This window comes from Methylobacterium sp. CM6247, from assembly GCF_054817925.1.
Genome location: NZ_JBTXKX010000003.1, coordinates 1,644,317 through 1,669,819 on the forward strand (window position 1 = coordinate 1,644,317; position 25,503 = coordinate 1,669,819).

Below are 25,503 nucleotides of genomic sequence, written 5' to 3' on the forward strand. Positions count from 1 at the left end.
GACCCGGCGAGGCTCGGTTCGAGGCCGCTACTGGGCCTTGTCGCCGGTTTCCGGGGCGGTCCTGTCGGCGGGCGGTTCGGCGGTCGCCACCGCCGTGCGTTCCAGCATCGGCTGGAGGCGGATGGCGAGCTCGCCGCCGAGGTGGCGGGTATAGGCGGCCTTGAAATAGCGCTGGCCGGTGCCGTTGCCGAAGAGCCGGTCATGGGTGCGGATCATCGCATCCACCTCGGGGCGGCAGAGGAAGCCGATGATTCCCGCCGCCTCGTACCAGCGCCCCGCCCGGGCGTGCCGCATGGCAGCCGGGTTGGCCATCACCGTCTCGGCGAAGCAATCCGTGGCGGCGCGCTCAAGCGGCGCCATGGCCGCATGGGCGTGTCCGGGTGTGCGGGGCGCCGCGTTCGCGGCACCCGCCGTCGCGACAAGGGTCAAGAGAGCGCCAAGCAGCCGAGCTTTCATCGCGCACATACCTCGAGGTCGATCGAAATCGATTCGCCCCAAGTATTCATCGAAGACTTGGACAGGAACAGGGCATGGCGCGCCCCGAAACCTGCGATGCGAGATTTCGTGAGCCGACTGTGCCCGGCCGATCACAGGGGCCGGATCAGCCCCGCTTCTCGGCGTTCCAGCGGCCGGAGCAGCGGATCGCGCCGTTGCTCGTCCATGTGCCGCTGCCGTAGCCGCCGCGATCCAGCTGGCCGACCACGGTGGCACCGTCGGAACCGCGCATGATCGTCGCCCGCACGGAGCCGTTGCCGGAGACGCGCCCCCGGATGTCGAAATCGCCGCCGGGATAACTCGCCTCGCCCTTGGCGATCCGGACGCCGTAGCGGTAGGCGCGGTCGCAGGGGCCGTCCTGGGTGATGACCTCGATGCTCCACGCGCCGTCGTAGCGGTTGGGCACCGAGACCTTCCGCGTGGCCGCCTCGGTGGTCCCGAGGGACGTCGTGAGGAGGGCGAGGGAGCCGGCGGCAAGGAGGAAGCGTCGCATCGTAGCCTGTTCTGCAAGGACGTGATCGGGGCTGGGAACGTCCCTGATCGCGTATCGGTTGCGGTTCACGCTCCTGTGGCTTCGCCCAAGGCGGCCTGAAGCAGCGTGAGGAGATCACCTCCCGCGTGCAGATAGGCATCGACCCCCGCGGCTTTGAGCCCCTCCGCGAGATCGCCGGGCTTGCCGGCGAGGTACACGGTCGTCGCGCCCGCTTTCTTCAGAGCCTCGGCCGCCGCGACGGCGTGAGTGGCGTAGAGGGCGTCCGACGAGCAGAGGCAGGCGATGCGCGCGCCGGATACGGCGAAAGCCCTGGCCAGTGCGTCGCTCTCCGAAAAACCCTCTTCGTTCACCGCCTCGATGCCGCCGGCCGCGAAGGCGTTGGCGGCGAAGGTCGAGCGGGCGTTGAAGACGGCGACCGTCCCGAGATTGGCCAGGAACACCCGAGGGCGCCGCCCCGTCTCGGCGAGATAGGTGTCGGAGGCGTCGCGCAGGGCTTCGTAGGGCTCGGCGAGGCGGAAGGAGGGCAGGGCCTCGCAGGTGGTCGTCCCGGCCCCGCCGAGGGCGAAGGCGGGCGCCACGACATCGGAGGGCGGCAGGTCGAGGACCGTCACCGGCTTCTCGGCGAGGAAGGGGAACTCGCTCGCCCCCGTGAGCGGCTCGCGGCGCGTGGCGACGTTCTTCGCGCGGGTGGCGCGGGTCTCGCCGATCCGGGCCTGGATCGCGCCGGCCTGCAGGCTGGCGACGATGCCGCCCTCTTGCTCGATCGCCTGGAAGGCGGCCCAGGCCGTGGTGGTGAGTTCCTCGGTGAGCGCCTCGAACCCGCCGGCCCCTGCCGCCGGGTCGGCCACGCGGGCGAGGTTGGATTCCTCGATTAGGACGATCTGGCTGTTGCGGGCGACGCGCCGGGCGAAGGCGTCGGCGAGGCCCAGCGAGGCGGTATAGGGGATGACGGTGACGGAATCGGCGCCGCCGAGCCCGGCCGAGCAAGCGGCCATGCCGGTGCGCAGAATGTTCACGAACGGGTCGTTCCGGTTCATCATCCGCCACGCGGTCTCGGCATGCAGGCGCAGCGGCTTCGGGTCGAGCCCGCAGGCGGCCTCCACCCGCGCCCAGAGGCGGCGCATGGCGCGGAACTTGGCGATGGTCAGGAACTCGTCGGCATCGGCCACGAGAAGGATGGCGACGGCATCGCGGGCGCGGGCGAGGTCGTGCCCGCCGGCCTCCAGCATGCGCAGATAGGCGACGGCCGTGGCGAGGGTGGCGGCGAGTTCCGCCGCCTCGCTGGCCCCGGCCTCGTGATAGGGGCGCCCGTCGGCGAGCATCGCGCGGCCGGTGAAGCCGGCTCCGTCGAACTCCGACAGGAGCGCCGAGACCGCCGCGCCGATCTCAGGGAGCGTCGCGTCGAGGCGGCCAGTGGCGGCGAGCGTCCCGATCGGGTCGAGGCCGAGATCGAGGTCGAGGCTGCCGAGATCCTCGTTGCGGTGCGCGGCCAAAGTCTTGACCAGACGGGCGGCTTCCAGCCCGCGCCCGCCGGCATCGAGCCGCGTCGCGATGAGGGAGAGCATCACGCCCGACAGGGCGGTGTCGAGGGCCGGGACGTCGTCGACGGCGAGGCCGAAGCCGCGCGCCGAGACCGCGCCCGCGAAGACGAGGTTCAGCGCATCGGCGCCGCCTTCGAGATCGGCCATCGCGAGATCGTGGGCGGCCTGCGCGTCCGGGTGGTCCACCCGCTGGGCGATGCGCCAGGGGCCGGGCGCGCGCATGGGCTGCGCCACCGGAGCGGCGGGCTCGTAGAGCGGTTCGATCCGGATGCCGTCCGCCGTCTTCGAGACCAGGCGCTTCTCGAAATCGCCGCCCTTGAGCACGCCCTCGACCAGGCCGAGCCACCGCTCACGGGTGGGCGTGGGGAACAGGTCGGCGAGGGGGCGATTGTCCATCGTCAGGGCCTTGGCGCACGCTTCCGCCGGCCGCGCATGGCCGGACGCTGTCGGCGACAGCCCTCGCACGGCGAGGCCTGCCGGGCAACACGCCGGACTCATCAAAGAAATCAGCGCGGACTCAAAGAAAAACGAAGGTCGGAGCCAAGTTCCTAACCTGCTGCGTCCCGAGTCTGCTGCCCGAGCCTGGGCCCCGGGGTCCCGGCACGAGCGCGGGTCCGGAGCCGCGAGGCGGGTTCGTCAGCCGAACAGGATCAACCCCGCGAAGCCGAGCGAGCCGACGATGATGCGCCACCACGCGAACAGCCGAAAGCCGTGGGAGGAGACGTAGTCGAGCACGGTGCGGACCACGACGAAGGCCGAGAGGAAGGCCACGACGAAGCCGATGACGATGAGCCCGGCATCGTCCTGCGAGAGGTTCTTGTAATTGTCGAGGAGGTCCTTGGCGAAGGCGCCGGCCATGGTCGGGATCGCGAGATAGAACGAGAACTCGGTGGCCGAGCGCTTGTCCGCTCCCATCAGCATCGCGCCGACGATGGTGGCGCCTGAGCGCGACACGCCGGGGATCATCGCGATGCACTGGAACAGGCCGATCTTGAAATCCATCGGCAGGGTGAAGTCGAAGACGTCGCGCTTCTTCACCTCGAGGTCGGTCTCGTCGAGGACGAGGAGGACGAGGCCGCCGGCCACCAGGGTGGCGCAGACGATCCAGGGATTGAACAGGTAGAACTTGATGGCTTTCGAGAACAGGCCGCCGATGATCGCCGCCGGCAGAAAGGCCAGCAGGATGCCGAGGACGAAGCGCCTCGCGTTCGGATCGCTCGGAAACGCCACGGCGATTCCGAGGAGGCGGCGGAAATAGACGGCCAGGATCGCCAGGATCGCGCCGAGCTGGATCAGCACCTCGAACGTGTTGTTGGGCGATTGGAAGCCGATGAAGTGGCCGACCAGGAGCTGGTGGCCGGTGGAGGAGACCGGAATGAACTCGGTGGCGCCTTCGACGACGGCGAGCACGACCGCCTTCACGATGCTCATGGCATCCATCATGTCTCGCCTCGGTTGTTGTGGGGTGGGAGCGCGGGGTCGCCGGACGGTGTCGGCGATCAGAGTTGACGAGCGGTTACCGGAACATGTCCAGCGTGTTAATGAGGCGGCAATGATCGGGCAATAAGTCTCGACTGGCGACCCTCACCCACCGGCGGTCTCGATACGGCGCGTCCCGCGGTTCCATCCCCTTCGAAACGGCCTCTATGGCGACGCTTCACCACTCCCCCTTCTGTCCGCATTCGCGCTTCATCCGTCTCGTGCTCAGCGAGATGGGCATGGAGCCCGCACTCGTGGAAGAGCGGGTCTGGGACCGGCGCGAGGCGTTCCTCCTCATCAATCCGGCTGGGACGACGCCGGTCCTGGTGGAGGAGACCGGGCTCGCCGTGCCGGGGGCCGGCATCATCGCCGAGTATCTGGACGAGACCCGCGGCCTCGGCCTGTCCGGGCGCCGGCTGCTGCCGGAGGCCACCGCCGATCGCGTGGAGGTCCGCCGCCTGCTCGACTGGTTCCTGGTGAAGTTCGATGCCGAGGTGACCGGCTATCTCGTCACCGAGAAGATCTCGAAGCGCTTCATGACCAGCGCCAATGGCGGCGGTCCGCCGGACATGCATGCCATTCGTGCGGCGCGCACCAATGTGCGCTACCATATGAAGTATATCGGCTACCTGATGTCCCGCCGGAAATGGATCGCCGGCGACCATCTGACCTATGCGGATCTCGCGGCCGCGGCCCACCTCTCCTGCGTGGATTATCTCGGCGACGTGCCATGGGACGAGGACGAGACGGCGAGGGACTGGTACGCGCGGCTGAAATCGCGCCCCTCCTTCCGGACGCTGCTGGCGGACCGGGTGCCGGGCATGGCCCCGGCGGATCATTACGCGGACCTGGATTTCTGAACGCCCCTTCGGGCCAGTTCCGGGCAGAGGGCAAGCAGGCGGCCGGCCGCCGTGAGCAGCGCAAAATTCTCTCCGGCGATGCCCTGAGGCAGGCGCTCGAGGCCCGCGCCCGGCATCTCGGCTTCGACGCGGTGCGGGTGACCACCCCCGATGCGGTGCCGGCCCTGCGCGAGCGGCTGCCGGCCTGGCTCGCCGCCGGGCATCACGGCGAGATGGAGTGGATGGGGGAGCGCGCCGACCAGCGCGCCGATCCGGCGGTTCTCTGGCCGGGCGTTCGCAGCATCGTGATGCTGGGCATGAATTATGGCCCCGAGGCCGATCCGCTTGCGCTGCTGGCCCTCAAGGATCGCGGCGCCATCGCGGCCTATGCCCAGCGCCGCGATTATCACGATGTGGTGAAGGGCAAGCTGAAGGAGCTCGGCGGCTACCTCTCCGCCAAGGGCGACGTGCGGGTGAAGGTCTTCGTCGATACCGCGCCGGTGATGGAGAAGCCGCTCGCCGCCGCGTCGGGCCTCGGCTGGCAGGGCAAGCACACGGTCCTGATCTCGCGCGAGCACGGCAACTGGCTCCTGCTCGGGGCGATCTACACCTCCGCCGATCTCGTGCCGGACTCGCCCGAGGCCGACCATTGCGGCTCGTGCCGGCGCTGCCTCGACATCTGCCCGACCGCCGCGTTCCCCGCCCCTTACCAGCTCGATGCGCGGCGCTGCATCTCCTACCTCACCATCGAGCACGAGGGGCCGATCGCGCCCGAATTCCGCGAGGCCATCGGCAACCGCGTCTTCGGTTGCGACGATTGCCTCGCCGTCTGCCCTTGGAACAAGTTCGCCGCCGCCGCCTCGGAGGCGCGCCTCGGCGCGCGGGCCGACCTCGCCGCACCTCCCCTCGCCGAACTGGCGCGTCTCGACGATGCGGCCTTCCGGGCGCGGTTCGCCGGAACCCCGGTGAAGCGCACGGGGCGCGACCGCTTCCTGCGCAACGTCCTCATCGCCATCGGCAATTCCAACGATCCGGCGCTCGCTCCAGAAGCCGAACGCTGTCTCTCCGACCCGTCGCCCCTGGTGCGCGGCATGGCGGTCTGGGCGTCGAGCCGCCTCACCGACGCGGCGGCGATGCGCGGCCTTTTCAACAGCCACGCCATCGGCGAAACCGATGCCGAGGTCGGCGCCGAATGGCGCGCGGCACTCGATCACGCGGGAAACAGGTCTGCATGAACCTCTTCGTCTTCGGTCTGGGCTTCACGGCACGCCGCTTCGTCGAGCGCGCGGCGGGACGGTTCGGCGAGATCCGCGCCACCGTCACCGACCCTGCCCGGCCCGGCGCCGGCCTCGACGGCGTCGCCCTGCGTGGCTTCGGCCCCGAGACGGACGACGCGCGGATCGCGGGCGACCTCGCCGATACGGACGTGCTGCTGGTTTCGGCACCGCCGTCCCGCGACGGCGACACGGTGCTGGCCCGCTACCGGGACGCCATCGCCGACAGCCGGATCGGCTGGATCGGTTACCTCTCCACGATCGGGATCTACGGCGACCAGCAGGGTGCCTGGATCGACGAGACGACGCCGCCCAACCCCATGAGCGGGCGCTCGCATGGCCGCATCGCCGTGGAGAAGGCCTGGCTCGCCTTCGGGCAGGAGACCGGCAAGGCCGTGCAGGTGTTTCGGCTGTCCGGCATCTACGGGCCGGGCCGCAACCCCATCGTGAAGCTGCGCGAGGGCAAGTCGCAGCGCATCATCAAGCCGGGTCAGGTGTTCAACCGCATCCATGTGGACGACATCGCCACGACCCTGCTCGCCTCCATCGAGAGGCCGAGGGCACAGGCGGTCTACAACGTCACCGACGACGAGCCGACGCCGCCGCAAGTGGTGACCGAATACGCCGCCGGCCTCGCCAACCTGCCGCTGCCGCCCGAGATCGATTTCGAGACGGCGGATCTGAGCCCGATGGCGCGCAGCTTCTACGGCGAGAACAAGCGCGTGCGGAACCGCCTGATCCGCGAGGAGCTCGGCGTCGATCTCGCCTATCCGACCTACCGCGAAGGCCTGGCCGCGCTGGTGGCCGATGCCAGGGCGTGACGCTCGAGAACATATCCCATCGCGAGGACGACGCAGATTTCGGTCATTTCCCTCACAGGAGGGAGCCGAATGGCAGCGAAGCGTCTGTTGTCGCGACTGCTTCTTTGCTCAGGCATGGATGATCTACGGCGGAATGAATGATTTCAGTTTATTTTTAATCGGGCCCCGACCGTAAGAATCTCTCTTGCGCGACCGGTTTTCGGATCGGGCTGTAAAAAAATTCGATGCGGGCTGCTAGGTTTCTTGCGAAGACTTTCTCTATTTGAGGAGGAAGAATTCATCTCGACTCGAATTCACGCTGATCTATGGAATTGCAGTATTCATGTCTTGATTCATCGGACCCGTGTGCGATCCGATCATCGATCAATTTTGGCCCCATCCTCTGCATACTAACATCGGTTTATAATAAATGTGTCGCATAGGCAAAGTCACGTCTAGTACATCTATACCGGTAGATTTTTATATTGTTGTAGAAACTTGCCTTAAAATATGGTGCGACAATTTGAATGCAAGTCAAGTACGCTATTTCACGGTCACATTGACTTCTCATTAAGGCGCTCTTCGCATAACGATGCTTGAAGCATGAGGGGCACCGGCTGATTCTGGCGGTTTTGCGCAAGTATTGCCATCGAATGGAAAGCGGGTCGTGGCGGCACACGGTTCATGGTCAGAGCGAAATTCGTTCACCCCGCAAGGGTGCGGGCGATTCTCACATCCGCCTCAGACTTGCATCCGCCTCGGACTTGCCGGGCGTGAGTGAAGCGATGGCGGCGCCGCTGAAGATGGCCGCGTGGCTTCGAACGATGGTCTGGCGGATGCGACCGTGCGCAACCGATGACCGCCCCGCCACCGGGAATCTGAAGACGGACATGTCTCGCCGGACTCATTTCCCCGGCCGTGCCTTCTGCGGCGCGGATGCGGGACGGTCCGGCCCTCGCATCGTCCTGAAGGGCTGGTTGAGATCCGTGCGGGCCTTGCGCGCGAGCGAGGAGAGAAGGCGGCTGGGCGAGGAGCGTCTCGCGCTCGCCCTCGATAGCGGCGTGGAGGGGATCTGGGATTGGAACCTCGCCAACGGGACGATCTGGATGTCCGAACGCTGGCTGGCGCGGCTCGGTTACGCCGTCGATGCCACCGAGGCCCGCCAACCGATGGATCACATCGTCCATGCGGGGGATCGTGAGCGCCTGACCCTCGCCATGGCCGAGCATGTCAGAGGCCTCACCTCCACCTGCGAGTGCGAGCATCGGGTGGTCTGCCGCGACGGCACGTCGTTCTGGGTCCTGACCCGCGGTCGCGTCGTGGATCGTGACCTCGCGGGCCGGGCCCTGCGCGCGGTCGGAACCCAGATCGACATCACCCATCGCCACGAAGCCGAGGCGCGGGCCGAGTATCTGGCCCTGCATGACGACCTGACGGGCCTGCCGAACCGCCGCCTGCTTCGCCACCATCTCGACCGGGCCGTGATGCGCCCCCGCGAGGGCCGCTCCACCGTCGCGGTCCTCACCTGCGATCTCGATGGCTTCAAGGCCGTCAACGACACGCTGGGCCATAGCGGCGGCGACCGTCTCCTCCGGATCGTCGCGGACCGCCTGCTCCAGGCGGTGGGCGACGGCGGCACCGTGGCGCGGCTCGGTGGCGATGAGTTCGCACTCGTGCTCGAGGGACTGACGGGGCCGGACGAGGCGGATGCGGTCGCCGGGCATGTGATCGCGGTGCTCGGTGCGCCGATCGAGATCGACGGCATGGTGGTCGAGATCGGTGTCGGCATCGGCGCCGTGATGATGCCGAGTGAGGCCATTACCGTCGACGACCTGCTCCGGCGGGCGGATATCGCGCTCTACGAGGCCAAGACGACCGGGCGTGATACTTATCGGCTGTTCGAGCCCGCCTTGGCCGCTCGCCATTCCTCGCGGCATCTTCTCGCCTTCGACATGAAGGAGGCGATCCGGCGGGGGGACTTCTTCCTCGTCTATCAGCCGGTCATCGACCTCGTGACCGACAGGGTCACGAGCTTCGAGGCTTTGATGCGCTGGCATCACCCCGAGCGCGGGCTCATCTCGCCCGGCGAATTCATTCCGGTGGCCGAAGAGACGGGATTGATCGTGTCGCTCGGCGCCTGGGCCCTGGCGGAGGCGTGCCGCGAGGCGATGACGTGGCCGGACGAGATCCGCGTCGCCGTCAACGTCTCGACGGTGCAGTTCCAGCACGACCTCGAGCGCTCGGTGTCGAGCGCCCTCGACGGGGCGAGCCTGTCGACGGATCGGCTCAAACTCGAAGTGACCGAGAGCGCGCTGATGCGGGACCCGGAGGGCGTCGTGGCGACGTTGCACCGCCTGCGGGCACTGGGCGTCAAGATCGCCCTGGACGATTTCGGCACCGGATACTCGTCGCTGAGCTATCTCCGTCGGTTTCCCTTCGACAAGATCAAGATCGACCGCGCCTTCATCAAGGATATCGCCGAGCCCGACGCGGCGGCCATCGTGCGCGCGGTGGTCGGCCTCGGCGAGCGGCTCGGCATGGGGATCGTGGCCGAGGGCGTCGAGACGACCGAGCAGCTCGAACTCGTCAGGAGCGAGGGCTGCGACGAGGTGCAGGGTTTCCTGTTCAGCCGGCCGCTCCCCGCCAACGAGGTCGCGGCCTATCTGAAATCCCGCCGCGTGAGCGCGGCGGCCTAAGCAGGTTTCGCAGAAGTGTCCCCCGGTTCTGCGATGTAAACCTACTGGGGGGCTCAGGCCGCGCGCTTGTTCGCGGCCGGGCCGAAATGGCCGATATAGCGGGCGGCGATGGCAGAGACCGGCAGGACGACGAACACGTCCGTGGTGCCGAACTGGTGGTCGATCACCGCGCCGTCGCCGAAGGTGGCCCCCACCCGCAGGTAGCCCTTGATCAGCGGCGGCAGGGATTGGAGCGCGGCTTTCGGGTCCACCACCTCGCGCGGCAGCCTGTCCATAGCGACATGGCGACCGGGCAGTGCCCTGGCGCACCAGGGCTCGGGCGCGCGGGCATGGTGGTGGAGGAAGCTGAGCGCCAGGGCGAGCCTGTCCGGGTCGGTCCCCTCCAGGCTGGCGCAGCCCAGCATCGCGTCGATGCGGTGGTGCTGGACATAGGCCCAGATCCCGGCCCAGAGCAGCTCCACCGTGCGCTTGGTCCGGTAGGGTTTGAGCACGCAGGAGCGGCCGAGCTCGAGGAAGCGTTTGCCCGGATGGGCCGCCAGCAGCGGTGCGATGTCGTATTCGCCGGCGGTGTAGAAGCCGAAATTGCGGTCGGCGGCGTCCTGGCGCAGCAGGCGGTAGGTGCCGACTACCTTCGGCCTCGGGCGCCGGAAGGGTTTCGCCTCCGTCGCCGCATGGTCGATCACCAGCAGATGGTCGCAGACCGTGTCGTAATCGTCGATGTCCCGCCGGGATAGGAGCGACATGCCGGAGGCCACCGCCGACATCTCCTGGTAGAACACCTGGTAGCGCAGGCGCTGGGCGCGGCGGATCTCGGAAACGGTGGTGGCGAGGCGGACTTCGAGATCGCCGATGCGTCCGAGGACCGGGTCGAGCCCCGGTGCGGCGAGGGGCTTCTTCAGGCGCGGCTTGAACCGGATCGGCGTCGCACCGGGGGGAACCAGCGCCCTGGCGCCGAAGCCGGGAAGGCCGGAAAATCCCGGAATGCCCGCGAAACCCGCATGCCCCGCCTCAAGGCGTTTCTGCTTGAACCGGGCGATGGGGGCATGGACATGCGCCTCCCAGCCATTGAGCCACGCCGTGGAGGCATCGCGTGCGAAGTTCGGGACCATCAGTCCATTCCGCTCTGTCGGACCCGCGAGGCCGGCTCCCGATGGAGCGCCGGAGCCTCATATCCGCGAGGTCACATCACCACGAAGCCCGAACGCTTTTATGACAGGCTTTTGCGTGAATCCAGAGACGGTTAGTGTCGCGCCAGAATGGTTCGCCGGCGACCCTTCCATGGGTAGCCGCCGAACCTTTCCCATTCTCCTCTCCTCCGGCTCAGGCACCGGGGAAGAGAGGCCAGCTGAACCGGTCTCAGACGAACTGGTTCAGGCCGGGGATCGAACCGACGATCGGCCCCATCACGTCCTCGCCAGCCTTCTCGCGTCCGAAGGCGAAGAGTTCGCGGCCGAGGGGCTGCATCTGCCCCATGGGCACGCCGGCCGCCATCAGCTTCTGGCCGAGGGCCATCACGCCCCCGCCCATCATGCCGCCGAGCATGCCCATCAGGCCGCCGCCGCCCTCGCCCTCGTTCGCCTGGGCCGCCGCCGCATCCGCACCGGGCATCGCCGCGAAGAGCTGGGCGACCTCGGTGGCCGGGCCTTCCTTCTGCAGGAAGGCGAGGATGTGGCCGATGGCCGTCTGGGCCGTCGCGGCGTCGAGCCCGGTCTTGGTGGTGACGCGGGCGATCAACTCTTCCATGTAACGATGCTCCAACGCATGAGTGTGCCTAGTCCATCTGGTCTGTCCGCGATGAAATCAAGCGCCGGGTGCGGTGCTGCTGGAAAATGCGTCCCCCGGGCGTCATAACCCCAGGGTCGCAGCGCTGGGCGCGACGCGAGGCGGTGGGATCAGGCGACCATGCAGAGCGACGGCACCCTCCTCGTTGGCAAAAGCGGCACCAAGCCGGAAGCCCTCACGCTCAGGCTCGCCAACCGCCACGGCCTCGTGGCCGGGGCCACCGGTACCGGCAAGACGGTGACGCTCCAGGTGCTGGCCGAAGGGTTCTCCAATGCCGGCGTCCCGGTCTTCGCCGCCGACATCAAGGGCGACCTCTCGGGGCTGGCGGCGGCGGGCGAATCGAAACCGGTCTTCGTCAAGCGCGCGGAGGAACTCGGGATCACGTACGAGCCCGACCGTTTCCCCACCGTCTTCTGGGACCTGTTCGGGGCGCAAGGGCACCCCATCCGCTGCACGGTGATCGAGATGGGGCCGCTGCTGCTGGCCCGGCTGCTCGAACTCAACGACACGCAGGAAGGCGTGCTCAACATCGCCTTCCGCGTCGCGGACGACAACCAATGGCCGGTCCTCGACCTGAAGGACCTGCGCGCGCTGCTGCTCTACTGCACCGAGAACCTCAAGGAGATCTCGGGCAAATACGGCAACGTCTCGGCCGCCTCCGTCGGGGCGATCCAGCGGCAATTGCTGATGCTGGAGAACCAGGGCGCGGACCAGTTCTTCGGCGAGCCGGCGCTCGACCTCAACGACTTCATGAAGCGGGATCGCGACGGGCGCGGCATCGTCAACATCCTGGCCGCCGACAAGCTGATGCAGCGGCCGCGCCTCTACGCCTCGTTCCTGCTCTGGATGCTGTCGGAACTGTTCGAGCAGCTGCCGGAGGTGGGCGACCTCGACAAGCCCAAGCTGGTCTTCTTCTTCGATGAGGCGCATCTCCTGTTCGACGATGCGCCCAAGGCCCTTCTCGATGCCGTGGAGCAGGTGGTCCGGCTGATCCGCTCCAAGGGCGTCGGCGTCTATTTCGTGACTCAGAACCCCCTCGACCTGCCGGAATCGGTGCTCGGCCAGCTCGGCAACCGAGTCCAGCACGCTTTGCGCGCTTTCACGCCCCGCGACCAACGGGCGGTGAAGGCCGCCGCCGACACGTTCCGGCAGAATCCCGGTTTCGACGTCGCCTCCGCCATCACCGAACTCGCCGTCGGCGAGGCCCTGGTGAGCTTTCTGGAGGCCAAGGGCACGCCCTCGATGGTGGAGCGCGCCCTCATCGCCCCGCCGCAGGGCCGGGTCGGGCCACTGAGCCCGGCCGAGCGCGCCGAGCTGATCGCGAAAAGCCCGCTGCGCGGCAAATACGACGAGGCGGTGGACAATGAGAGCGCCTACGAGATCCTCGCCGCTCGCAAGGGGCTGGATTCCGCTCCCGCTGAGGCGGCGCAGCAATCGGAAGGCGGCCTGAGTGGCATGCTCGGCGATCTGCTCGGCGGAGTCCTCGGCTCCAAACCCGCCGCGAAGGGAGGCCGCCGCCCGCCGAAGGGCCTCGCCGAACAGGTCATCGGCAACGCGGCCCGCTCGATGGCGCGGACGGTGGGAACGCAGGTGGGCAACGCGATCCTGCGGAACGTGCTGGGCGGGTTGATGAAGCGGTGACCATTCGGAAAGAGCGACTCCTCATCTGTACGTGAAGCGCGTATATGTGGACTACCGATGAGGTTTCGGTCGAGGTCTCCGATGTGGAAGGCGATGTCGTCCTCGTGTCCATCGGGACGCCCGTGGGGCGGATCGACCTGATCGGACGCGTCTTGATCCGAGGCACTATTCTGGTGATCGAGGCGACGCACGTTCAGGGATTGTCTCCCGGCGCACTTGGGCGGGCAGGCCTCAACGCGATCGCACGAAAGCTGATGGAGGAGGCGGGCGCCGATGGCCTTGTCGTTGAAGGAAGCACTCGCACGACGGGGCGTACCAAAGGCCGCATCCAGCGCCCGTTTCGGTACCCCCATTCGTCTGCGGCTGCGCATGAACGCTGAGATCGACCGGCCGGTCGACGTGGCGCGCCTCCTAGTCTCACAGGGCGTGTCCCTCAAGCGGGCGCATGCGTTTCTCCAGCGGATCGCCGCGGGCGATACGGTCGCCGCTCAAATGTGGAGCGAGGATGCCGGCGCTCTCGTGGCCCGGTTCTCGGACCTTGGAATCGAGGCCGTCGAGTTGAGAATTCCGGACGTCAGTCCCAAGGAGATCCGGACGCGGATGAACCTGTCCCAGGCGGATTTCGCGACGGCATTCGGATTCGAGCTCGATACGGTGCAGAACTGGGACCAGGGCCGCAACCGGCCGGACGCCTCCGCGCGCATCCTGCTCGCGATCATCGCGCGCCATCCGTCCATCGTGGAAGCCGTTCTCGCCGAACGGGACGACATCGGATTCAAGCCGGGGTGAGCGGCGCTCCGGCAACGTCGCATTGACAAATCACCCCCTCCACGCTTATCCACCGACGCTCGCGCGGCTTCCTCGACGAAGTCCGCGCGTTTCGCGTTCGCAGCATCGCTCGATCGGTGTCGCGGATGACCTGAACAAGAAGACGGTCCAGGCTCGCTAGGCTGGAGGCCGGCAGAGAACACGAAGAGAGAACGATGTTCGCAGTCATCAAGACGGGCGGCAAGCAGTATCGCGTTGCCGCCAACGACACCATCACGATCGCCACCGTCGAGGGCGAACCCGGCTCCGCCGTGACCTTCGGCGAAGTCCTGCTGTTCACGGACGGCGCGGGCGCCACCCAGGTCGGCGCTCCGCTCCTGTCGGGCATCAGCGTCGCCGGCGAGATCGTCAGCCACGGCCGCGACGCCAAGGTCATCGCCTTCAAGAAGCGCCGCCGTCAGAACTCGCGCCGCAAGCGCGGTCATCGCCAGCACCACACCGTGGTGCGCATCACCGGCATCAGCGCCTGACGTTCTGATCGAGACATTTCGGAGTTTAAGCCACCATGGCCCATAAAAAAGCAGGCGGTTCGTCCCGCAACGGCCGCGATTCGGCCGGCCAGCGCCTCGGCGTGAAGAAGTTCGGTGCCGAAGCCGTCATCGCCGGCAACATCATCGTCCGTCAGCGCGGCACCAAGTTCCACCCCGGCGTCAATGTCGGCATCGGCACGGACCACACCCTCTTCGCCAAGGCGGATGGCCGCGTGCTGTTCCTGACGAAGCGCGGCCGCGCCTTCGTCACCGTCGTGCCGCATCAGGAAGCCGCGGAGTAATCCACGGTCTCCCACGGCGGAGCGGCGTGCCTTCCTAGGCAGGCCGCGCGACGATCGTCCGACAGCGAAGGGAGGATGGCGCGCCATCCTCCCTTTCGTCGTCTCGACGATCGGTCCCGCCCGGAAGTCTGGCGTTCGGGAGCGGACCCGCGATGACGAAGGGTAGTCTCGGTCTCGCGGGGCTCGCCCTGGTCGGTTCGGTCGTCCTCGCCCTCTTCGTTCTGGGGGAAGGGCGCGAACCGCCCGCACCTTCTGTCGCGGAGGTGCCCCGACCGGCGCCAGGGCCGTCGCGCAAGAGTCCGACGCTCTATTGCGAATTCTACAATTTCGTCGGGCGAAGCCCCAAGGTCGGCTTCGCCTTCGCGATCTCCGACCAGGACGAGCGGCCGGTCTTCGCCCAGGTGAGCCAGTTCGAGATGGACGGTAGCCGGGCCGATTTTGGTGAGGGCGTGCCGCGCCCGATCTGGGCTTTCGACGATGCGCAGGTGCCGGCGACGCTCACGTCTCCGGATGGCGCCATCGTCATCAATCTCTACGCCTACGACCGGACGAAGTCGGGTGGGGCGTGGTTCGAGGCGGGCCTGCGCAGCGTGCAGTACCTGAACCTCGACGGGAAGTGCCGTCAGGGCGCAGCCTGAACCCGAACCCGCATGTGATTCGCGTAAGGTCCGGCCCCAGATGGGGGGCAGGGCACAAGCGAACCCAAGACAGAGACGAGAACACCCGTGAAATTCCTCGACGAAGCCAAGGTCTATGTCCGCTCCGGTGACGGCGGCGCCGGCTGCGTCGCGTTCCGGCGCGAGAAGTTCATCGAGTTCGGCGGCCCCAACGGCGGCGATGGCGGCCGTGGCGGCGATGTCTGGGTCGAGTGCGTCGACGGCCTCAACACGCTGATCGACTATCGCTACCAGCAGCATTTCAAGGCCAAGAAGGGCGAGCACGGCATGGGCTCGAACCGCCACGGCGCCAACGGGGCGGATGTGGTGCTGAAGGTGCCTGCCGGAACCGAGATCATCGCCGAGGATGGCGAGACCCTGATCGCCGACATGACTCATATCGGGCAGCGCGTGCGCCTGGCCAAGGGCGGCAATGGCGGCTTCGGCAACGCCTATTTCACCACCTCGACGAACCGCGCGCCCAAACACGCCAATCCGGGCCTCGAAGGCCATGAGCAGTGGATCTGGTTGCGCCTGAAACTCATCGCCGATGCCGGCCTCGTCGGCCTGCCCAATGCCGGCAAGTCGACCTTCCTCGCGACGGTGACGGCGGCCAGGCCCAAGATCGCCGATTATCCCTTCACCACCCTGCATCCGGGTCTCGGCGTGGTCCGCTCGGACGAGCGTGAATTCGTGCTCGCCGACATTCCCGGCCTGATCGAGGGCGCGCATGACGGCGTCGGCCTCGGCGACAAGTTCCTCGCCCATGTAGAACGCTGCCGTGTGCTGCTCCACCTCGTGGAGGCCACGAGCGAGCATGCCGGCAAGACCTACAAGCTCGTCCGCAAGGAACTCGAAGCCTATGGCAACGGCCTCGCCGACAAGCACGAGATCGTCGCCCTGTCGAAGTCCGATGCCGTCGATCCCGACACCCTGAAAGAGCAGGTCGCGCGCCTGAAGCGGGCCTCCAAGGCGAAGCCGCTGATCCTGTCCTCGGCCACCGGCCTCGGTGTGCAGGACGCTCTGCGCGCGATCACCCGGGAGATGATGGAGGCCAAGGCGGCAGAGGCCGAGGCACGGCCGGCTGAGGCTTGGCAGCCTTGATGACGGATAGGATGGTCTGAGCTAGATTTCATGACCAGCCGTGGACGAAGAGGCCGGGATGACGGAAACGTTGATCGTCGAGAATGACGAAGCCTATGCCCTGGCCCGCGAACTTGCTGAACGTCGCGGCGTGAGCCTCGAGGAGGCGGTCGTGGCTTCCCTCCGTTCGTCGCTTTACGAGCCGAAGCCTGCGCGGACACGCCAGGCGCATGGCACAGACATACAGACTGCGCCGCTCAACGATCTGACACCCGGTCAAAGGGCGGATTACGAATCCCTGCGTGCGCTCGCACGACGGAGCGCGGCGAGCAAATGTGCGGGGTCCACGTCGGATCATGGTGATATGTACGGTGAGGACGGGCTCCCGATTTGATCGTGCTCGATACGTCGGCGGTCGTCGCGATCGCCTTGTGCGAGCCTGAAGAGGAGGCGTTCTCCTATCTCATCGCTACGCGGTACGCCCTGATCGGCGGGCCGACGCTCGTCGAAATCCGCATGGTCCTCGAATCCCGGCTACAGGATGCGCCGACCTTTGTGACGGATTTCCTGAACCGGCCTTCGGTTCGGGTCGTGTCCTTCGATGAGGAGATGTTCGGCATCGCATCCACGGCCTTCGTTCGCTTCGGTAGGGGCAGGGGACATCCCGCAAAACTGAACTTCGGCGATTGTCTCGCCTACGCCGTGGCCAAGACCCATGCGCTGCCGCTGCTGTTCAAGGGGCAGGACTTCGTTCACACGGATATCGCGTTCGCCTACACCCCCGTGCCATGACCTCTTCTGCCCAAACCGCCTTGTCCCAGATCCCCGTCCTTCAGGATTTTCGCCGCGTCGTCATCAAGGTCGGCTCGGCGCTTCTCGTCGACCGCGCGCGCGGTCGCCTGCGCCATGCCTGGCTCGCGGCTCTCGCCGAGGACATCGCCGATCTGCATGCGCGGGGCGTGGATGTCCTCGTGGTTTCTTCGGGCGCCATCGCCCTGGGGCGGACGGTACTCGGCTACGCGCCCGGCACGCTCCGGCTGGAGGAGAGTCAGGCCGCCGCCGCCGTGGGGCAGATCGCCCTGGCGCGCTACTGGGCCGAGGCGCTCGGCCATCATGGCATCGCGGCTGGCCAGATCCTGGTGACGCCGCAGGACACCGAGGAGCGTCGCCGCTACCTCAATGCCCGCGCCACGGTGCTGAAGCTCCTCGAAGTCCGGGCCGTGCCGGTGGTCAACGAGAACGATACGGTCGCCACCAGCGAGATCCGCTACGGCGACAACGACCGTCTCGCCGCCCGCGTCGCCACCATGATCGGGGCCGACGTGCTGGTGCTGTTCTCCGATATCGACGGGCTCTACACGGCCCCCCCCGCCACCGACCCGGAGGCGCGGCACCTGCCCCTCGTCGAGCGCATCACGCCCGAGATCGAGGCCATGGCGGGCGGGCCGGCCTCGGAATTGTCCCGCGGCGGTATGCGCACCAAGGTCGAGGCGGGCAAGATCGCCGCCAGCGGCGGCACCCACATGGTCATCGCCGACGGCCGCGAGAAGAACCCCCTGCGCACCATCCTGCAGGGCGGGCGATGCACCTGGTTCCTGTCCGGCTCGAACCCCGTCGCCGCCCGCAAGGCCTGGATCGCCGGGTCATTGGAGCCGCGCGGCGTCCTCGTGGTCGATGCCGGGGCGGCCCGTGCCTTGCAAGGCGGCGCGAGCCTTCTGCCGGTCGGCGTCACCGGATTATCGGGCAGCTTCGGGCGCGGGGACGCGGTGATCATCCGGGATGTGCAGGGACGCACCCTGGGGCGTGGCCTCGTGGCCTATGACAGTGCACAGGCTGCGCAGATCATCGGTCGCCCGAGTCGGGAGATCGCGGAATTGCTTACTCATCCCGGTCGTTCTGAAATGGTGCATCGCGATGACCTCGCAATGGTCGGGGAATAGGCTCGAATATTGAGCAATGTGCTTGTTTTGCTGCCTTAACGCGTGGCATGAGGGCACAGTCAACATGCCGCCATCGCCTTGAACGGTGAGCTGCGAGGAAACAGACCGTGCCCGTTCTGAATCTGAGATCCGATTTCGCCGCCGCTCCCGATCTTACCGAGCAGATGCAGGAGATCGGCCACCGTGCCCGTGCGGCCGCCCGCAAGATCGCCCAGGCTTCGGCTCAGGCGAAGGACGTCGCCCTTCGCCAGGTGGCCGATTGCCTGAGGGCGAGCCGGGACGCGATCCTCGCCGAGAACGCCCGCGATGTCGCCGCCGCCACGGCGAGCGGCCAGACCCAGGCGTTGATCGACCGTCTCACGCTCGACGAAGGCCGTCTCGCCGCCATGGCCGATGCGGTGGCCAAGATCGGCGCGCTGCCCGATCCCGTCGGTCGCCAGCTCGCGGCGTTCGAGCGCCCGAACGGGCTGCTGATCGAGCGGATCGCCGTGCCGCTCGGCGTCGTCGGTGTCATCTTCGAGAGTCGCCCCAACGTCACCGCCGATGCGGGCGCCCTCTGCCTCAAGGCCGGCAACGCCGCGATCCTTCGCGCCGGGTCGGACAGCCACCGCACCGCCATGGCCATCGCGCGTGCCATGCGCGAGGGGCTGGAAGCCGCCGGCCTGCCCGCGGATGCGGTGCAGATCGTCCCCACCCGCGACCGCGCGGCGGTGGGCGCCATGCTGTCGGGCCTCGACGGCTGCATCGACGTCATCGTGCCCCGGGGCGGGCGCGGCCTCGTGGAGCGGGTCCAGGCCGAGGCCAAGGTGCCGGTCTTCGCCCATCTCGACGGCATCTGCCACGTCTACGTGGCCGCCGGCGCGGATCTCGACATGGCGCGCACGCTGGTGATCAACAGCAAGATGCGCCGCACCGGCATCTGTGGCGCCGCCGAGACCCTGCTCGTCGATGCCGCCGTGGCGGAGACCCACCTCGCCCCCCTGGTCACGGCACTGATCGAGGCCGGCTGCAGCGTCCGCGGCGATGCGGCGACCCAGGCGGTGGATGCACGGGTCACCGCCGCCACTGAGATCGACTGGCGCACCGAGTATCTCGACGCCATCATCGCCGTGAAGGTGGTGGACGGGCTCGACGCCGCGATCGCCCATATCGAGGCCAACGGCTCGCACCATACCGACGCCATCGTCACGGCCGACGCCGCCGAGGCAGCGCGCTTCCTGGCGGAGGTCGATTCGGCCATCGTCACCCACAACGCCTCGACGCAATTCGCCGATGGCGGCGAGTTCGGGTTCGGCGCCGAGATCGGCATCGCCACCGGGCGCATGCATGCGCGCGGTCCCGTGGGCGTGGAGCAGCTGACGACCTTCAAGTATCGGGTCCACGGCCGTGGGCAGACCCGTCCCTGATGCGGATGGCCGGCATTCTCCATGCGGCTTGATGCGGCCGGGCTCGCCCGGCTGCCTCCCGCCGCGCCCGGCCTGCGGATCGGGCTCTATGGCGGGTCGTTCAACCCGGCCCATCTCGGCCACCGGCATGTGAGCCTGGTGGCGCTGAAGCGGCTCGCCCTCGACCGGGTGTGGTGGATGATCACGCCGGGCAACCCGCTGAAGGACCGCTCGGCGCTCGCCCCCCTCGATCGCCGGATCGCCATCGCCGAGGCCGTGGCAAACCATCCGCGCATCGCCATCACCGATTTCGAGACGCGAATCGGGGCCCGTTACACGCGCCAGAGCCTGGATTATCTCCGGGCCAGGCATCCAGGCGTCCGCTTCGTCTGGATCATGGGTGCCGACTCTCTCGCGGCATTTCACCGCTGGCGCGATTTTCATGCTATCGCCGCCATGATGCCGATCGCGATCATCGATAGGCCCGGTTTCACCCTGACGGCGACGAGTGCCCGAGGGGCGCAGGCCATGGGCCGGTGGCGCATCGACGAATCGGATGCGGGCCTCCTCGCCGATCTCGAACCCCCGGCCTGGGTGTTTCTCCACGGCCCGCGCTCGACCTTGTCGTCCACCGCCCTGAGGGCGGGACGGTGACGAGCGCGTCGCGACTCTTGAAAACGGAGAGTGATCGTTCCACTCTCTCCAGACTATAGATTGTTCAGATACAATGACCGCCGTCACTTCGGGAATCGAGACACTGACCGATTCGCACCATTCTGGAACCACAGGTTCCGACCACGCCGCCGATCAGAGGATCGGTGATCTTAAGACGCTCGCGCTCGATTGTCTCGAAGACATGAAGGCCGAGGAGACCATCGAGATCGATCTCGCCGGTCGGACCTCGCTGGCCGACACGATGATCATCACCTCCGGCCGCTCGCAGCGCCATGTCAGCGCCATCGCCGACCGCATCCTGCAGGAAATGAAGAGCAAGGGCTTCGGTACGGCCCGAGTCGAAGGCATGCCCGCCTGCGACTGGGTTCTGATCGATACCGGCGACATCATCGTCCATATCTTCCGGCCGGAAGTCCGCGGCTTCTATAATCTCGAGAAGATGTGGGGCGCGGACCGTCCGACCACCGACCTGCTGGCCGGCTGAGCATCGGATCGATGGCGCGGGGCGCCTGACGCGTGCGTCTGCTCGTCACGGCGGTCGGTCGCCTCAAACCCGGACCCGAACGGGACCTCGCATCCCGCTATCGCGAACGTGCGGTCCAGCTCGGTCGTGGCTTGGGTCTCACCGCTTGCGACGTCGTCGAGATTCCTGAGAGCCGCGCCCGGCGCGCCGTCGACCGCAGCGTGGAGGAGGGGGCGGCGATCCTGTCCCATGCCCCGGCCTCATCGAGCGTGCTGCTGGTCTATGACGAGCGCGGGCGCTCGGACTGGACCAGCGAACGCATCGCCGAGCGGATCGCGTCCTGGCGCGACGCGGCCACGGCGACGCTGGTCGTCGCCATCGGTGGCGCCGACGGACTCGCGCCGGCGGTGCGCGCGCGCGCCGACCTCTCCCTCGCCTTCGGGGCGGCCACCCTGCCTCACGGCCTTGTGCGCGTGCTGGCGCTGGAGCAGGTGTACAGAACGCTGACGATCCTGGCAGGGCATCCCTATCATCGGGGCGACATCGACGCATGAGGGGCGGACACGCGCGGCGCGGGCCTGACGGCGGAGCGATCCGTATCGCTGCCTATGCGGCGATGGCGGTGCTGACGCTCGGTCCGGCCTACGCACAGGACGCTCCAAAGCAGCAGGACGCACCGAAACCGCAGGATGCCGCCGGCGCCGACGCGATCCAGCGCGCCATCGACGAGAAAGCCCGCCGCGCCGAGAACCTGAAGCGGATCGAGGAGCAGCTCGCCGCCTCCACCGGTGCGCGGGCGAAGCTCGAAGCGGAGGTCGCCTCGGTCGCCGGAGACCGGGCCAAGCTGAATGCGGCCCTCCTCGACGCCGCCCGTCAGGCGCAGGCGACGGAGGGCAGGATGAGCCGGCTGGAGGAGCGCCTGAAGACGCTCACCGCCAGCGAAGCCGGCATCCGCCGCTCCCTCGAAGCCAGACGGGGCGTCATCGCCGAGATCCTCGCCGCCCTGCAGCGCATGGGACGGAGGCCGCCCCCGGCGGTCCTGGTCCAGCCGGAGGACGTGCTCGCCGTCATCCGCACCTCGATGCTGCTCGGCGCGGTGGTGCCCGAACTGCGCGGCGAGGCCGAGACGCTGGCCGCCGACCTCAGCGAGATGGTGCGGCTGAAGGGGCTCATCGCCGCCGATCGCGAGGGTCTGCAGAACGACCTCGCCGGCTGGGCCCGGGAGCAGCAGCGGCTCAACGCCCTCATTACGGCCCGCCGTACCCGGCTCGCCGAAGTCGAGAGTGGTCTCGTCACCGAGCGCGCGCGCACGGCCGAGCTCGGTGTCCAGGCGAAAAGCCTGAAGGAACTCCTCGACCGGATGGAGAACGAGGTCGCCTCGGCCCGCCGGGCGGCGGAGGAGGCCCGCGCCGCCGAGACGAAGGAAGCGCGGGCGACCCAGGAGCGGTTCGCGGCGGCCGGCACGCGCGATCCCGCGCGGCTCGCCCCCAAGATCCGCTTCGTGGACACACGCGGCGACGTGCCGAGGCCGGTGAGCGGCACGACGCTGCGCAGCTTCAACCAGCCCGACGGCAATGGCGGAACGACCCGCGGCATATCGCTCGCGACCCGCCCGAAGGCGGTGGTTTCCTCTCCATCCGATGGGTGGGTGTCGTTCGCCGGGCAGTTCCGCTCGTATGGACGACTCTTGATCATCAATGCCGGCGATGGCTACTATCTGCTGCTGGCCGGTATGGATCAGATCAACGTCGAGGTCGGACAGTTCGTGCTTGCGGGGGAACCGGTGGCAGCTATGGGTGAGGGCGGCCAGGGCGCCACACCGGGCGACCGCGACGGACCGGTCTTGTACGTCGAGTTCAGGAAAGACGGCGGCTCCATCGATCCGGAGCCTTGGTGGGCGAAGAGCCCCAGCGAGAAGGTTCGCGGATAATGCGCAAGATTTCCCTAGTCCTGGCCGGCGCGTTCCTTGGCGTCGGTTCCTCACTCCTCGCCACCCAGACGCATCTGCTCTCCGGGACCAGCGCGGTGGCGGCTTCCGCCGAGACCTACCGCCAGCTCAGCCTGTTCGGTGACGTGTTCGAGAAGGTGCGGACCGACTATGTCGAGAAGCCCGACGAGGCCAAGCTGATCGAGGCGGCCGTCAACGGCATGCTCACCTCCCTGGACCCGCATTCGAGCTACATGGACTCGAAGAGCTTCCGTGACATGCAGGTGCAGACCAAGGGTGAGTTCGGCGGCCTCGGCATCGAGGTCACGATGGAGGACGGCCTGATCAAGGTGGTCAGCCCCATCGACGACACCCCCGCCTCCAAGGCCGGCATCCTCACCAACGACATCATCACGCAGATCGACGAGGACCAGGTCCAGGGTCTCACCCTGAACCAGGCCGTCGACAAGATGCGCGGCCCGGTGAACTCGCCGGTGAAGCTCAAGATCTCCCGCAAGGAATCCAAGGATCCGATCGACGTCGTGCTCAACCGCGACGTCATCAAGATCAAGCCGGTGCGCTCGCGCGCCGAGGGCGGCGATGTCGGCTACATCCGCCTGACGCAGTTCACCGAGCAGACCTATGACGGCCTGCGCAACGCCATCGACAAGCTCTCCGGGGAAGTGGGCCAGGACAAGCTGAAGGGCTACGTCCTCGACCTGCGCAACAATCCGGGCGGCCTCCTCGACCAGGCCGTGTCGGTCTCCGACGCGTTCCTCGACCGGGGCGAGATCGTCTCCACCCGTGGCCGCAACCCGGACGAGACCCAGCGCTTCTCGGCCAAGTCCGGCGACCTCACCAAGGGCAAGCCCATCGTCGTCCTGGTGAATGGCGGCTCCGCCTCGGCCTCCGAGATCGTGGCCGGCGCCCTGCAGGATCACAAGCGCGCCACCGTGCTCGGCACGCGCTCCTTCGGCAAGGGCTCGGTCCAGTCGATCATTCCGCTCGGCGGCAGCGGCGCGCTGCGCCTCACAACGGCGCGCTACTACACGCCGTCGGGCCGCTCGATCCAGGCCAAGGGCATCGAGCCGGACCAGGAGGTCCTGCAGGAGATTCCCGACGAGCTGAAGGGCAAGGACGAGACCAAGGGCGAGGCCGGCCTGAAGGGGCACCTCAAGCAGAAGGATGTCGAGGAGCGCGGCGGTTCGTCGGCTTACGTCCCGCCGGATCCGGCCAAGGACAAGCAGCTGATCGCGGCCGTGGACTTCATCCGGGGTATCCAGAAGGGCGCGGCCAACACGCCGAAGGCCGCTGTTCCGAACTGAAGATCACGGCTCCATCCTGAAACGCCGCCGGCGTCGCGGGATTTAAAGAAACGTTAACCAGCGCGGCCCGCAATGTCGGTCAGACCGACTCGGCGGGCCGCTTCGTTTCTCACACGATAAGCCCGCCTCGGTCGTTCGCGAGCCCTCAGGGAAACGGCTGACCGTGGCCACCGACGACATCCTGACCCGTCCGCTGGGAACCAAGAGTGCTGCGGCGTCCCGCACGCTCGGCCAGCGGCTGCGCGGTCTCTCGATGCCCCGGATGAGCCCGCCGACCTTGGTCGCCCTCGCGGCGGCCGGCCTCGCCATCGGAATCACGATCCTCGCCGTGACCGGCGATCCCCAGGGCGGCGAGCCCGCCGCCTTCGCGGCGATCACCCTGCGCGAACCGGCGGCCCCTGCTCCCGTGGCGAAGGCCCCCGAGCCTCCGCCCGCGTCGTCGGCGCCGCGTTCGGCCGGCGAGGTCGAGACGGCCTCGGGCGTCCGTGTGGTGCGGCCGGCCGGTGCCGCCGCCACCGATGCGGTGATCATCCGCGTGCCCGACAGCGAGCCCGTGCGCCTGGCCGCCCCCGATCCTCGCCTGCTGGAGCGGGGCCGTCATGGCAGCGTGCCGAAGATCGGCGACGGCCGCCGCCGGCCCCTCGACGTCTATGCCCGCCCCGATCCCGATGCGGGCGCGCCGGGCGCGCGCATCGCCATTCTCGTCACGGGCCTCGGCGTCGGGCAGGCCGCGACGGCGGGCGCCATCACCAAGCTGCCGCCGGCGATCAGCCTCGCCTTCTCACCCTATGGCGGCGATCTCGAACGCAGCGTCGCCCGCGCCCGCGATTTCGGCCATGAGATCCTGGTCCAGGCGCCGATGGAGCCGTTCGATTATCCCGACAGCGATCCCGGCCCGCAGACCATGCTGACGAGTTCGCGACCGCCGGAGAATCTCGACCGTCTGTCCTGGGTCATGAGCCGGTTCGGGGGCTATGTCGGTCTCGTGAACTTCATGGGAGCCAAGCTCGAGGGCGATGCCGCCGCCTTCGAACCGGTGCTGCGCGAGATCGGCGCCAGGGGGCTCGGCTTCGTGGATGACGGCGCGTCGTCGCGCTCGCTGGCGACGTCTCTCGGCGGCAAGCTCAAGATCCCCGTCGCCCGCGCCGAGATCGTCCTCGATGCCTTGCCCCAGGCGGACGCGATCGACCGCGAGCTCGCCCGGCTGGAGGCCCAGGCCAAGGCCAACGGGTTCGCGCTGGCCTCGGCGGGCGCGATGCCGATGACGATCGAGCGGATCGCCCGCTGGGCGCGCGACCTCGAAGCCCGCGGCGTTCGCCTCGTCCCCGTCAGCACCGCCCTGCGGGGAGCGCCACCCGCGCGGCTGTCGAGCGCGGGACCGTGAGAGGGGAGGCGGCTGAGTCCTTCGG

The 25,503-nt window shown here is 68.0% G+C and carries 27 protein-coding genes; 20 read left to right on the forward strand and 7 right to left on the reverse strand.

Annotated elements, in window-relative coordinates:
• Positions 1-27: 27 nt before the first annotated feature.
• The 4 genes from ACYQOP_RS08565 to ACYQOP_RS08580 all read right to left on the reverse strand — a co-directional run bounded on the left by ACYQOP_RS08565 (position 28) and on the right by ACYQOP_RS08580 (position 3,969).
• Positions 28-456 carry a hypothetical protein gene (locus tag ACYQOP_RS08565; RefSeq protein ID WP_311275790.1) on the reverse strand — a complete coding sequence of 143 codons (429 nt, stop codon included), beginning with the start codon at positions 454-456 and terminating at the stop codon, positions 28-30.
• Between the two features lie 145 nt (positions 457-601).
• Positions 602-988: a hypothetical protein gene (locus ACYQOP_RS08570; RefSeq protein WP_056422356.1), complete on the reverse strand. Its 387-nt coding sequence runs from the start codon at positions 986-988 to the stop codon at positions 602-604.
• A gap of 65 nt (positions 989-1,053) precedes the next feature.
• Positions 1,054-2,925 (reverse strand): methylmalonyl-CoA mutase family protein, encoded by a 1,872-nt coding sequence (locus ACYQOP_RS08575; protein WP_461222090.1) that lies wholly within the window; start codon positions 2,923-2,925, stop codon positions 1,054-1,056.
• Positions 2,926-3,165: 240 nt separating this feature from the next.
• Positions 3,166-3,969, reverse strand: coding sequence for an undecaprenyl-diphosphate phosphatase (locus ACYQOP_RS08580; RefSeq protein WP_056423249.1), 804 nt, complete (start codon positions 3,967-3,969; stop codon positions 3,166-3,168).
• A 206-nt stretch (positions 3,970-4,175) separates the two neighbouring features.
• On the opposite strand from ACYQOP_RS08580, the gene ACYQOP_RS08585 reads away from it, so the two are divergent.
• From ACYQOP_RS08585 to ACYQOP_RS08595, 3 genes are all read left to right on the forward strand, one after another.
• Positions 4,176-4,868 carry a glutathione S-transferase family protein gene (locus ACYQOP_RS08585; RefSeq protein ID WP_018041671.1) on the forward strand — a complete coding sequence of 231 codons (693 nt, stop codon included), beginning with the start codon at positions 4,176-4,178 and terminating at the stop codon, positions 4,866-4,868.
• Positions 4,869-4,951: 83 nt separating this feature from the next.
• Positions 4,952-6,082 carry a tRNA epoxyqueuosine(34) reductase QueG gene (gene queG / locus ACYQOP_RS08590; RefSeq protein WP_461225248.1) on the forward strand — a complete coding sequence of 377 codons (1,131 nt, stop codon included), beginning with the start codon at positions 4,952-4,954 and terminating at the stop codon, positions 6,080-6,082.
• Positions 6,079-6,942: an SDR family oxidoreductase gene (locus ACYQOP_RS08595; RefSeq protein WP_461222091.1), complete on the forward strand. Its 864-nt coding sequence runs from the start codon at positions 6,079-6,081 to the stop codon at positions 6,940-6,942. Before queG ends, ACYQOP_RS08595 begins: the two co-directional genes overlap by 4 nt.
• Before the next feature lie 709 nt (positions 6,943-7,651).
• Here ACYQOP_RS08595 and ACYQOP_RS08600 read toward each other — a convergent pair.
• Positions 7,652-7,813: a hypothetical protein gene (locus ACYQOP_RS08600; RefSeq protein WP_461222092.1), complete on the reverse strand. Its 162-nt coding sequence runs from the start codon at positions 7,811-7,813 to the stop codon at positions 7,652-7,654.
• Here ACYQOP_RS08600 and ACYQOP_RS08605 point away from each other — a divergent pair.
• On the forward strand, positions 7,812-9,617 hold the full coding sequence (locus tag ACYQOP_RS08605; protein WP_461222093.1) for a putative bifunctional diguanylate cyclase/phosphodiesterase: 1,806 nt from the start codon (positions 7,812-7,814) through the stop codon (positions 9,615-9,617). The two genes, ACYQOP_RS08600 and ACYQOP_RS08605, sit on opposite strands and share 2 nt — an antisense overlap.
• Before the next feature lie 53 nt (positions 9,618-9,670).
• Here the strand turns inward: ACYQOP_RS08605 and olsB are convergent, their stop codons facing one another.
• Both olsB and ACYQOP_RS08615 read right to left on the reverse strand, forming a co-directional pair.
• Entirely contained in the window at positions 9,671-10,726 is a 1,056-nt protein-coding gene (gene olsB, locus ACYQOP_RS08610; RefSeq protein ID WP_461222094.1) for a l-ornithine N(alpha)-acyltransferase, read from the reverse strand.
• A gap of 247 nt (positions 10,727-10,973) precedes the next feature.
• Positions 10,974-11,360 carry a hypothetical protein gene (locus tag ACYQOP_RS08615; RefSeq protein ID WP_056422339.1) on the reverse strand — a complete coding sequence of 129 codons (387 nt, stop codon included), beginning with the start codon at positions 11,358-11,360 and terminating at the stop codon, positions 10,974-10,976.
• 159 nt (positions 11,361-11,519) lie between these two features.
• Here ACYQOP_RS08615 and ACYQOP_RS08620 point away from each other — a divergent pair, with 159 nt between their 5' ends.
• The 16 genes from ACYQOP_RS08620 (at position 11,520) to ACYQOP_RS08695 (ending at position 25,478) form a co-directional block, all read left to right on the forward strand.
• Complete coding sequence (locus ACYQOP_RS08620) at positions 11,520-13,040, forward strand: helicase HerA-like domain-containing protein (RefSeq protein ID WP_461222095.1); 1,521 nt, start codon at positions 11,520-11,522, stop codon at positions 13,038-13,040.
• Positions 13,041-13,313: 273 nt separating this feature from the next.
• Positions 13,314-13,829, forward strand: a complete 516-nt coding sequence (locus tag ACYQOP_RS08625; protein WP_461222096.1) for a helix-turn-helix domain-containing protein — start codon at positions 13,314-13,316, stop codon at positions 13,827-13,829.
• Positions 13,830-14,023: 194 nt separating this feature from the next.
• Positions 14,024-14,338, forward strand: a complete 315-nt coding sequence (rplU, locus tag ACYQOP_RS08630) for a 50S ribosomal protein L21 (RefSeq protein WP_056422333.1) — start codon at positions 14,024-14,026, stop codon at positions 14,336-14,338.
• Positions 14,339-14,373: 35 nt separating this feature from the next.
• Positions 14,374-14,640, forward strand: coding sequence for a 50S ribosomal protein L27 (gene rpmA / locus ACYQOP_RS08635; RefSeq protein WP_056422330.1), 267 nt, complete (start codon positions 14,374-14,376; stop codon positions 14,638-14,640).
• 152 nt (positions 14,641-14,792) lie between these two features.
• Positions 14,793-15,278: a hypothetical protein gene (locus ACYQOP_RS08640; protein ID WP_461222097.1), complete on the forward strand. Its 486-nt coding sequence runs from the start codon at positions 14,793-14,795 to the stop codon at positions 15,276-15,278.
• Positions 15,279-15,365: 87 nt separating this feature from the next.
• Positions 15,366-16,400 (forward strand): GTPase ObgE, encoded by a 1,035-nt coding sequence (gene obgE / locus ACYQOP_RS08645; protein ID WP_056422324.1) that lies wholly within the window; start codon positions 15,366-15,368, stop codon positions 16,398-16,400.
• Positions 16,401-16,440: 40 nt separating this feature from the next.
• Positions 16,441-16,773 (forward strand): type II toxin-antitoxin system VapB family antitoxin, encoded by a 333-nt coding sequence (locus ACYQOP_RS08650; protein ID WP_461222098.1) that lies wholly within the window; start codon positions 16,441-16,443, stop codon positions 16,771-16,773.
• Between the two features lie 2 nt (positions 16,774-16,775).
• Complete coding sequence (locus tag ACYQOP_RS08655; RefSeq protein ID WP_461222099.1) at positions 16,776-17,171, forward strand: type II toxin-antitoxin system VapC family toxin; 396 nt, start codon at positions 16,776-16,778, stop codon at positions 17,169-17,171.
• On the forward strand, positions 17,168-18,319 hold the full coding sequence (gene proB / locus ACYQOP_RS08660) for a glutamate 5-kinase (RefSeq protein WP_056422313.1): 1,152 nt from the start codon (positions 17,168-17,170) through the stop codon (positions 18,317-18,319). Before ACYQOP_RS08655 ends, proB begins: the two co-directional genes overlap by 4 nt.
• Before the next feature lie 107 nt (positions 18,320-18,426).
• Positions 18,427-19,725: a glutamate-5-semialdehyde dehydrogenase gene (locus tag ACYQOP_RS08665; RefSeq protein WP_461222100.1), complete on the forward strand. Its 1,299-nt coding sequence runs from the start codon at positions 18,427-18,429 to the stop codon at positions 19,723-19,725.
• A 21-nt stretch (positions 19,726-19,746) separates the two neighbouring features.
• Entirely contained in the window at positions 19,747-20,358 is a 612-nt protein-coding gene (locus tag ACYQOP_RS08670) for a nicotinate-nucleotide adenylyltransferase (protein WP_461222101.1), read from the forward strand.
• Between the two features lie 73 nt (positions 20,359-20,431).
• A complete protein-coding gene (gene rsfS, locus ACYQOP_RS08675) occupies positions 20,432-20,863 on the forward strand; it encodes a ribosome silencing factor (protein ID WP_311275799.1) in 432 nt (143 codons plus the stop codon).
• 32 nt (positions 20,864-20,895) lie between these two features.
• Complete coding sequence (rlmH, locus tag ACYQOP_RS08680; protein ID WP_056422305.1) at positions 20,896-21,396, forward strand: 23S rRNA (pseudouridine(1915)-N(3))-methyltransferase RlmH; 501 nt, start codon at positions 20,896-20,898, stop codon at positions 21,394-21,396.
• A gap of 62 nt (positions 21,397-21,458) precedes the next feature.
• On the forward strand, positions 21,459-22,772 hold the full coding sequence (locus ACYQOP_RS08685) for a murein hydrolase activator EnvC family protein (protein ID WP_461225250.1): 1,314 nt from the start codon (positions 21,459-21,461) through the stop codon (positions 22,770-22,772).
• Positions 22,772-24,094 (forward strand): S41 family peptidase, encoded by a 1,323-nt coding sequence (locus ACYQOP_RS08690; RefSeq protein ID WP_056422300.1) that lies wholly within the window; start codon positions 22,772-22,774, stop codon positions 24,092-24,094. The genes ACYQOP_RS08685 and ACYQOP_RS08690 overlap by 1 nt, the downstream gene beginning before the upstream one ends.
• Positions 24,095-24,251: 157 nt before the next feature.
• Entirely contained in the window at positions 24,252-25,478 is a 1,227-nt protein-coding gene (locus ACYQOP_RS08695; RefSeq protein ID WP_461225252.1) for a divergent polysaccharide deacetylase family protein, read from the forward strand.
• Positions 25,479-25,503 lie beyond the last annotated feature (25 nt).

Bases quoted from the DNA above. Each gene is read 5' to 3' on its own strand.
- ACYQOP_RS08565 (WP_311275790.1), bottom strand. From the start codon at position 456: ATGAAAGCTCGGCTGCTTGGCGCTCTCTTGACCCTTGTCGCGACGGCG.
- ACYQOP_RS08570 (WP_056422356.1), bottom strand. From the start codon at position 988: ATGCGACGCTTCCTCCTTGCCGCCGGCTCCCTCGCCCTCCTCACGACG.
- ACYQOP_RS08575 (WP_461222090.1), bottom strand. From the start codon at position 2,925: ATGGACAATCGCCCCCTCGCCGACCTGTTCCCCACGCCCACCCGTGAG.
- ACYQOP_RS08580 (WP_056423249.1), bottom strand. From the start codon at position 3,969: ATGGATGCCATGAGCATCGTGAAGGCGGTCGTGCTCGCCGTCGTCGAA.
- ACYQOP_RS08585 (WP_018041671.1), top strand. From the start codon at position 4,176: ATGGCGACGCTTCACCACTCCCCCTTCTGTCCGCATTCGCGCTTCATC.
- ACYQOP_RS08595 (WP_461222091.1), top strand. From the start codon at position 6,079: ATGAACCTCTTCGTCTTCGGTCTGGGCTTCACGGCACGCCGCTTCGTC.
- ACYQOP_RS08605 (WP_461222093.1), top strand. From the start codon at position 7,812: ATGTCTCGCCGGACTCATTTCCCCGGCCGTGCCTTCTGCGGCGCGGAT.
- ACYQOP_RS08600 (WP_461222092.1), bottom strand. From the start codon at position 7,813: ATGTCCGTCTTCAGATTCCCGGTGGCGGGGCGGTCATCGGTTGCGCAC.
- olsB (WP_461222094.1), bottom strand. From the start codon at position 10,726: ATGGTCCCGAACTTCGCACGCGATGCCTCCACGGCGTGGCTCAATGGC.
- ACYQOP_RS08615 (WP_056422339.1), bottom strand. From the start codon at position 11,360: ATGGAAGAGTTGATCGCCCGCGTCACCACCAAGACCGGGCTCGACGCC.
- ACYQOP_RS08620 (WP_461222095.1), top strand. From the start codon at position 11,520: ATGCAGAGCGACGGCACCCTCCTCGTTGGCAAAAGCGGCACCAAGCCG.
- ACYQOP_RS08625 (WP_461222096.1), top strand. From the start codon at position 13,314: ATGGCCTTGTCGTTGAAGGAAGCACTCGCACGACGGGGCGTACCAAAG.
- rplU (WP_056422333.1), top strand. From the start codon at position 14,024: ATGTTCGCAGTCATCAAGACGGGCGGCAAGCAGTATCGCGTTGCCGCC.
- rpmA (WP_056422330.1), top strand. From the start codon at position 14,374: ATGGCCCATAAAAAAGCAGGCGGTTCGTCCCGCAACGGCCGCGATTCG.
- ACYQOP_RS08640 (WP_461222097.1), top strand. From the start codon at position 14,793: ATGACGAAGGGTAGTCTCGGTCTCGCGGGGCTCGCCCTGGTCGGTTCG.
- proB (WP_056422313.1), top strand. From the start codon at position 17,168: ATGACCTCTTCTGCCCAAACCGCCTTGTCCCAGATCCCCGTCCTTCAG.
- ACYQOP_RS08670 (WP_461222101.1), top strand. From the start codon at position 19,747: ATGCGGCTTGATGCGGCCGGGCTCGCCCGGCTGCCTCCCGCCGCGCCC.
- rsfS (WP_311275799.1), top strand. From the start codon at position 20,432: ATGACCGCCGTCACTTCGGGAATCGAGACACTGACCGATTCGCACCAT.
- ACYQOP_RS08685 (WP_461225250.1), top strand. From the start codon at position 21,459: ATGGCGGTGCTGACGCTCGGTCCGGCCTACGCACAGGACGCTCCAAAG.
- ACYQOP_RS08690 (WP_056422300.1), top strand. From the start codon at position 22,772: ATGCGCAAGATTTCCCTAGTCCTGGCCGGCGCGTTCCTTGGCGTCGGT.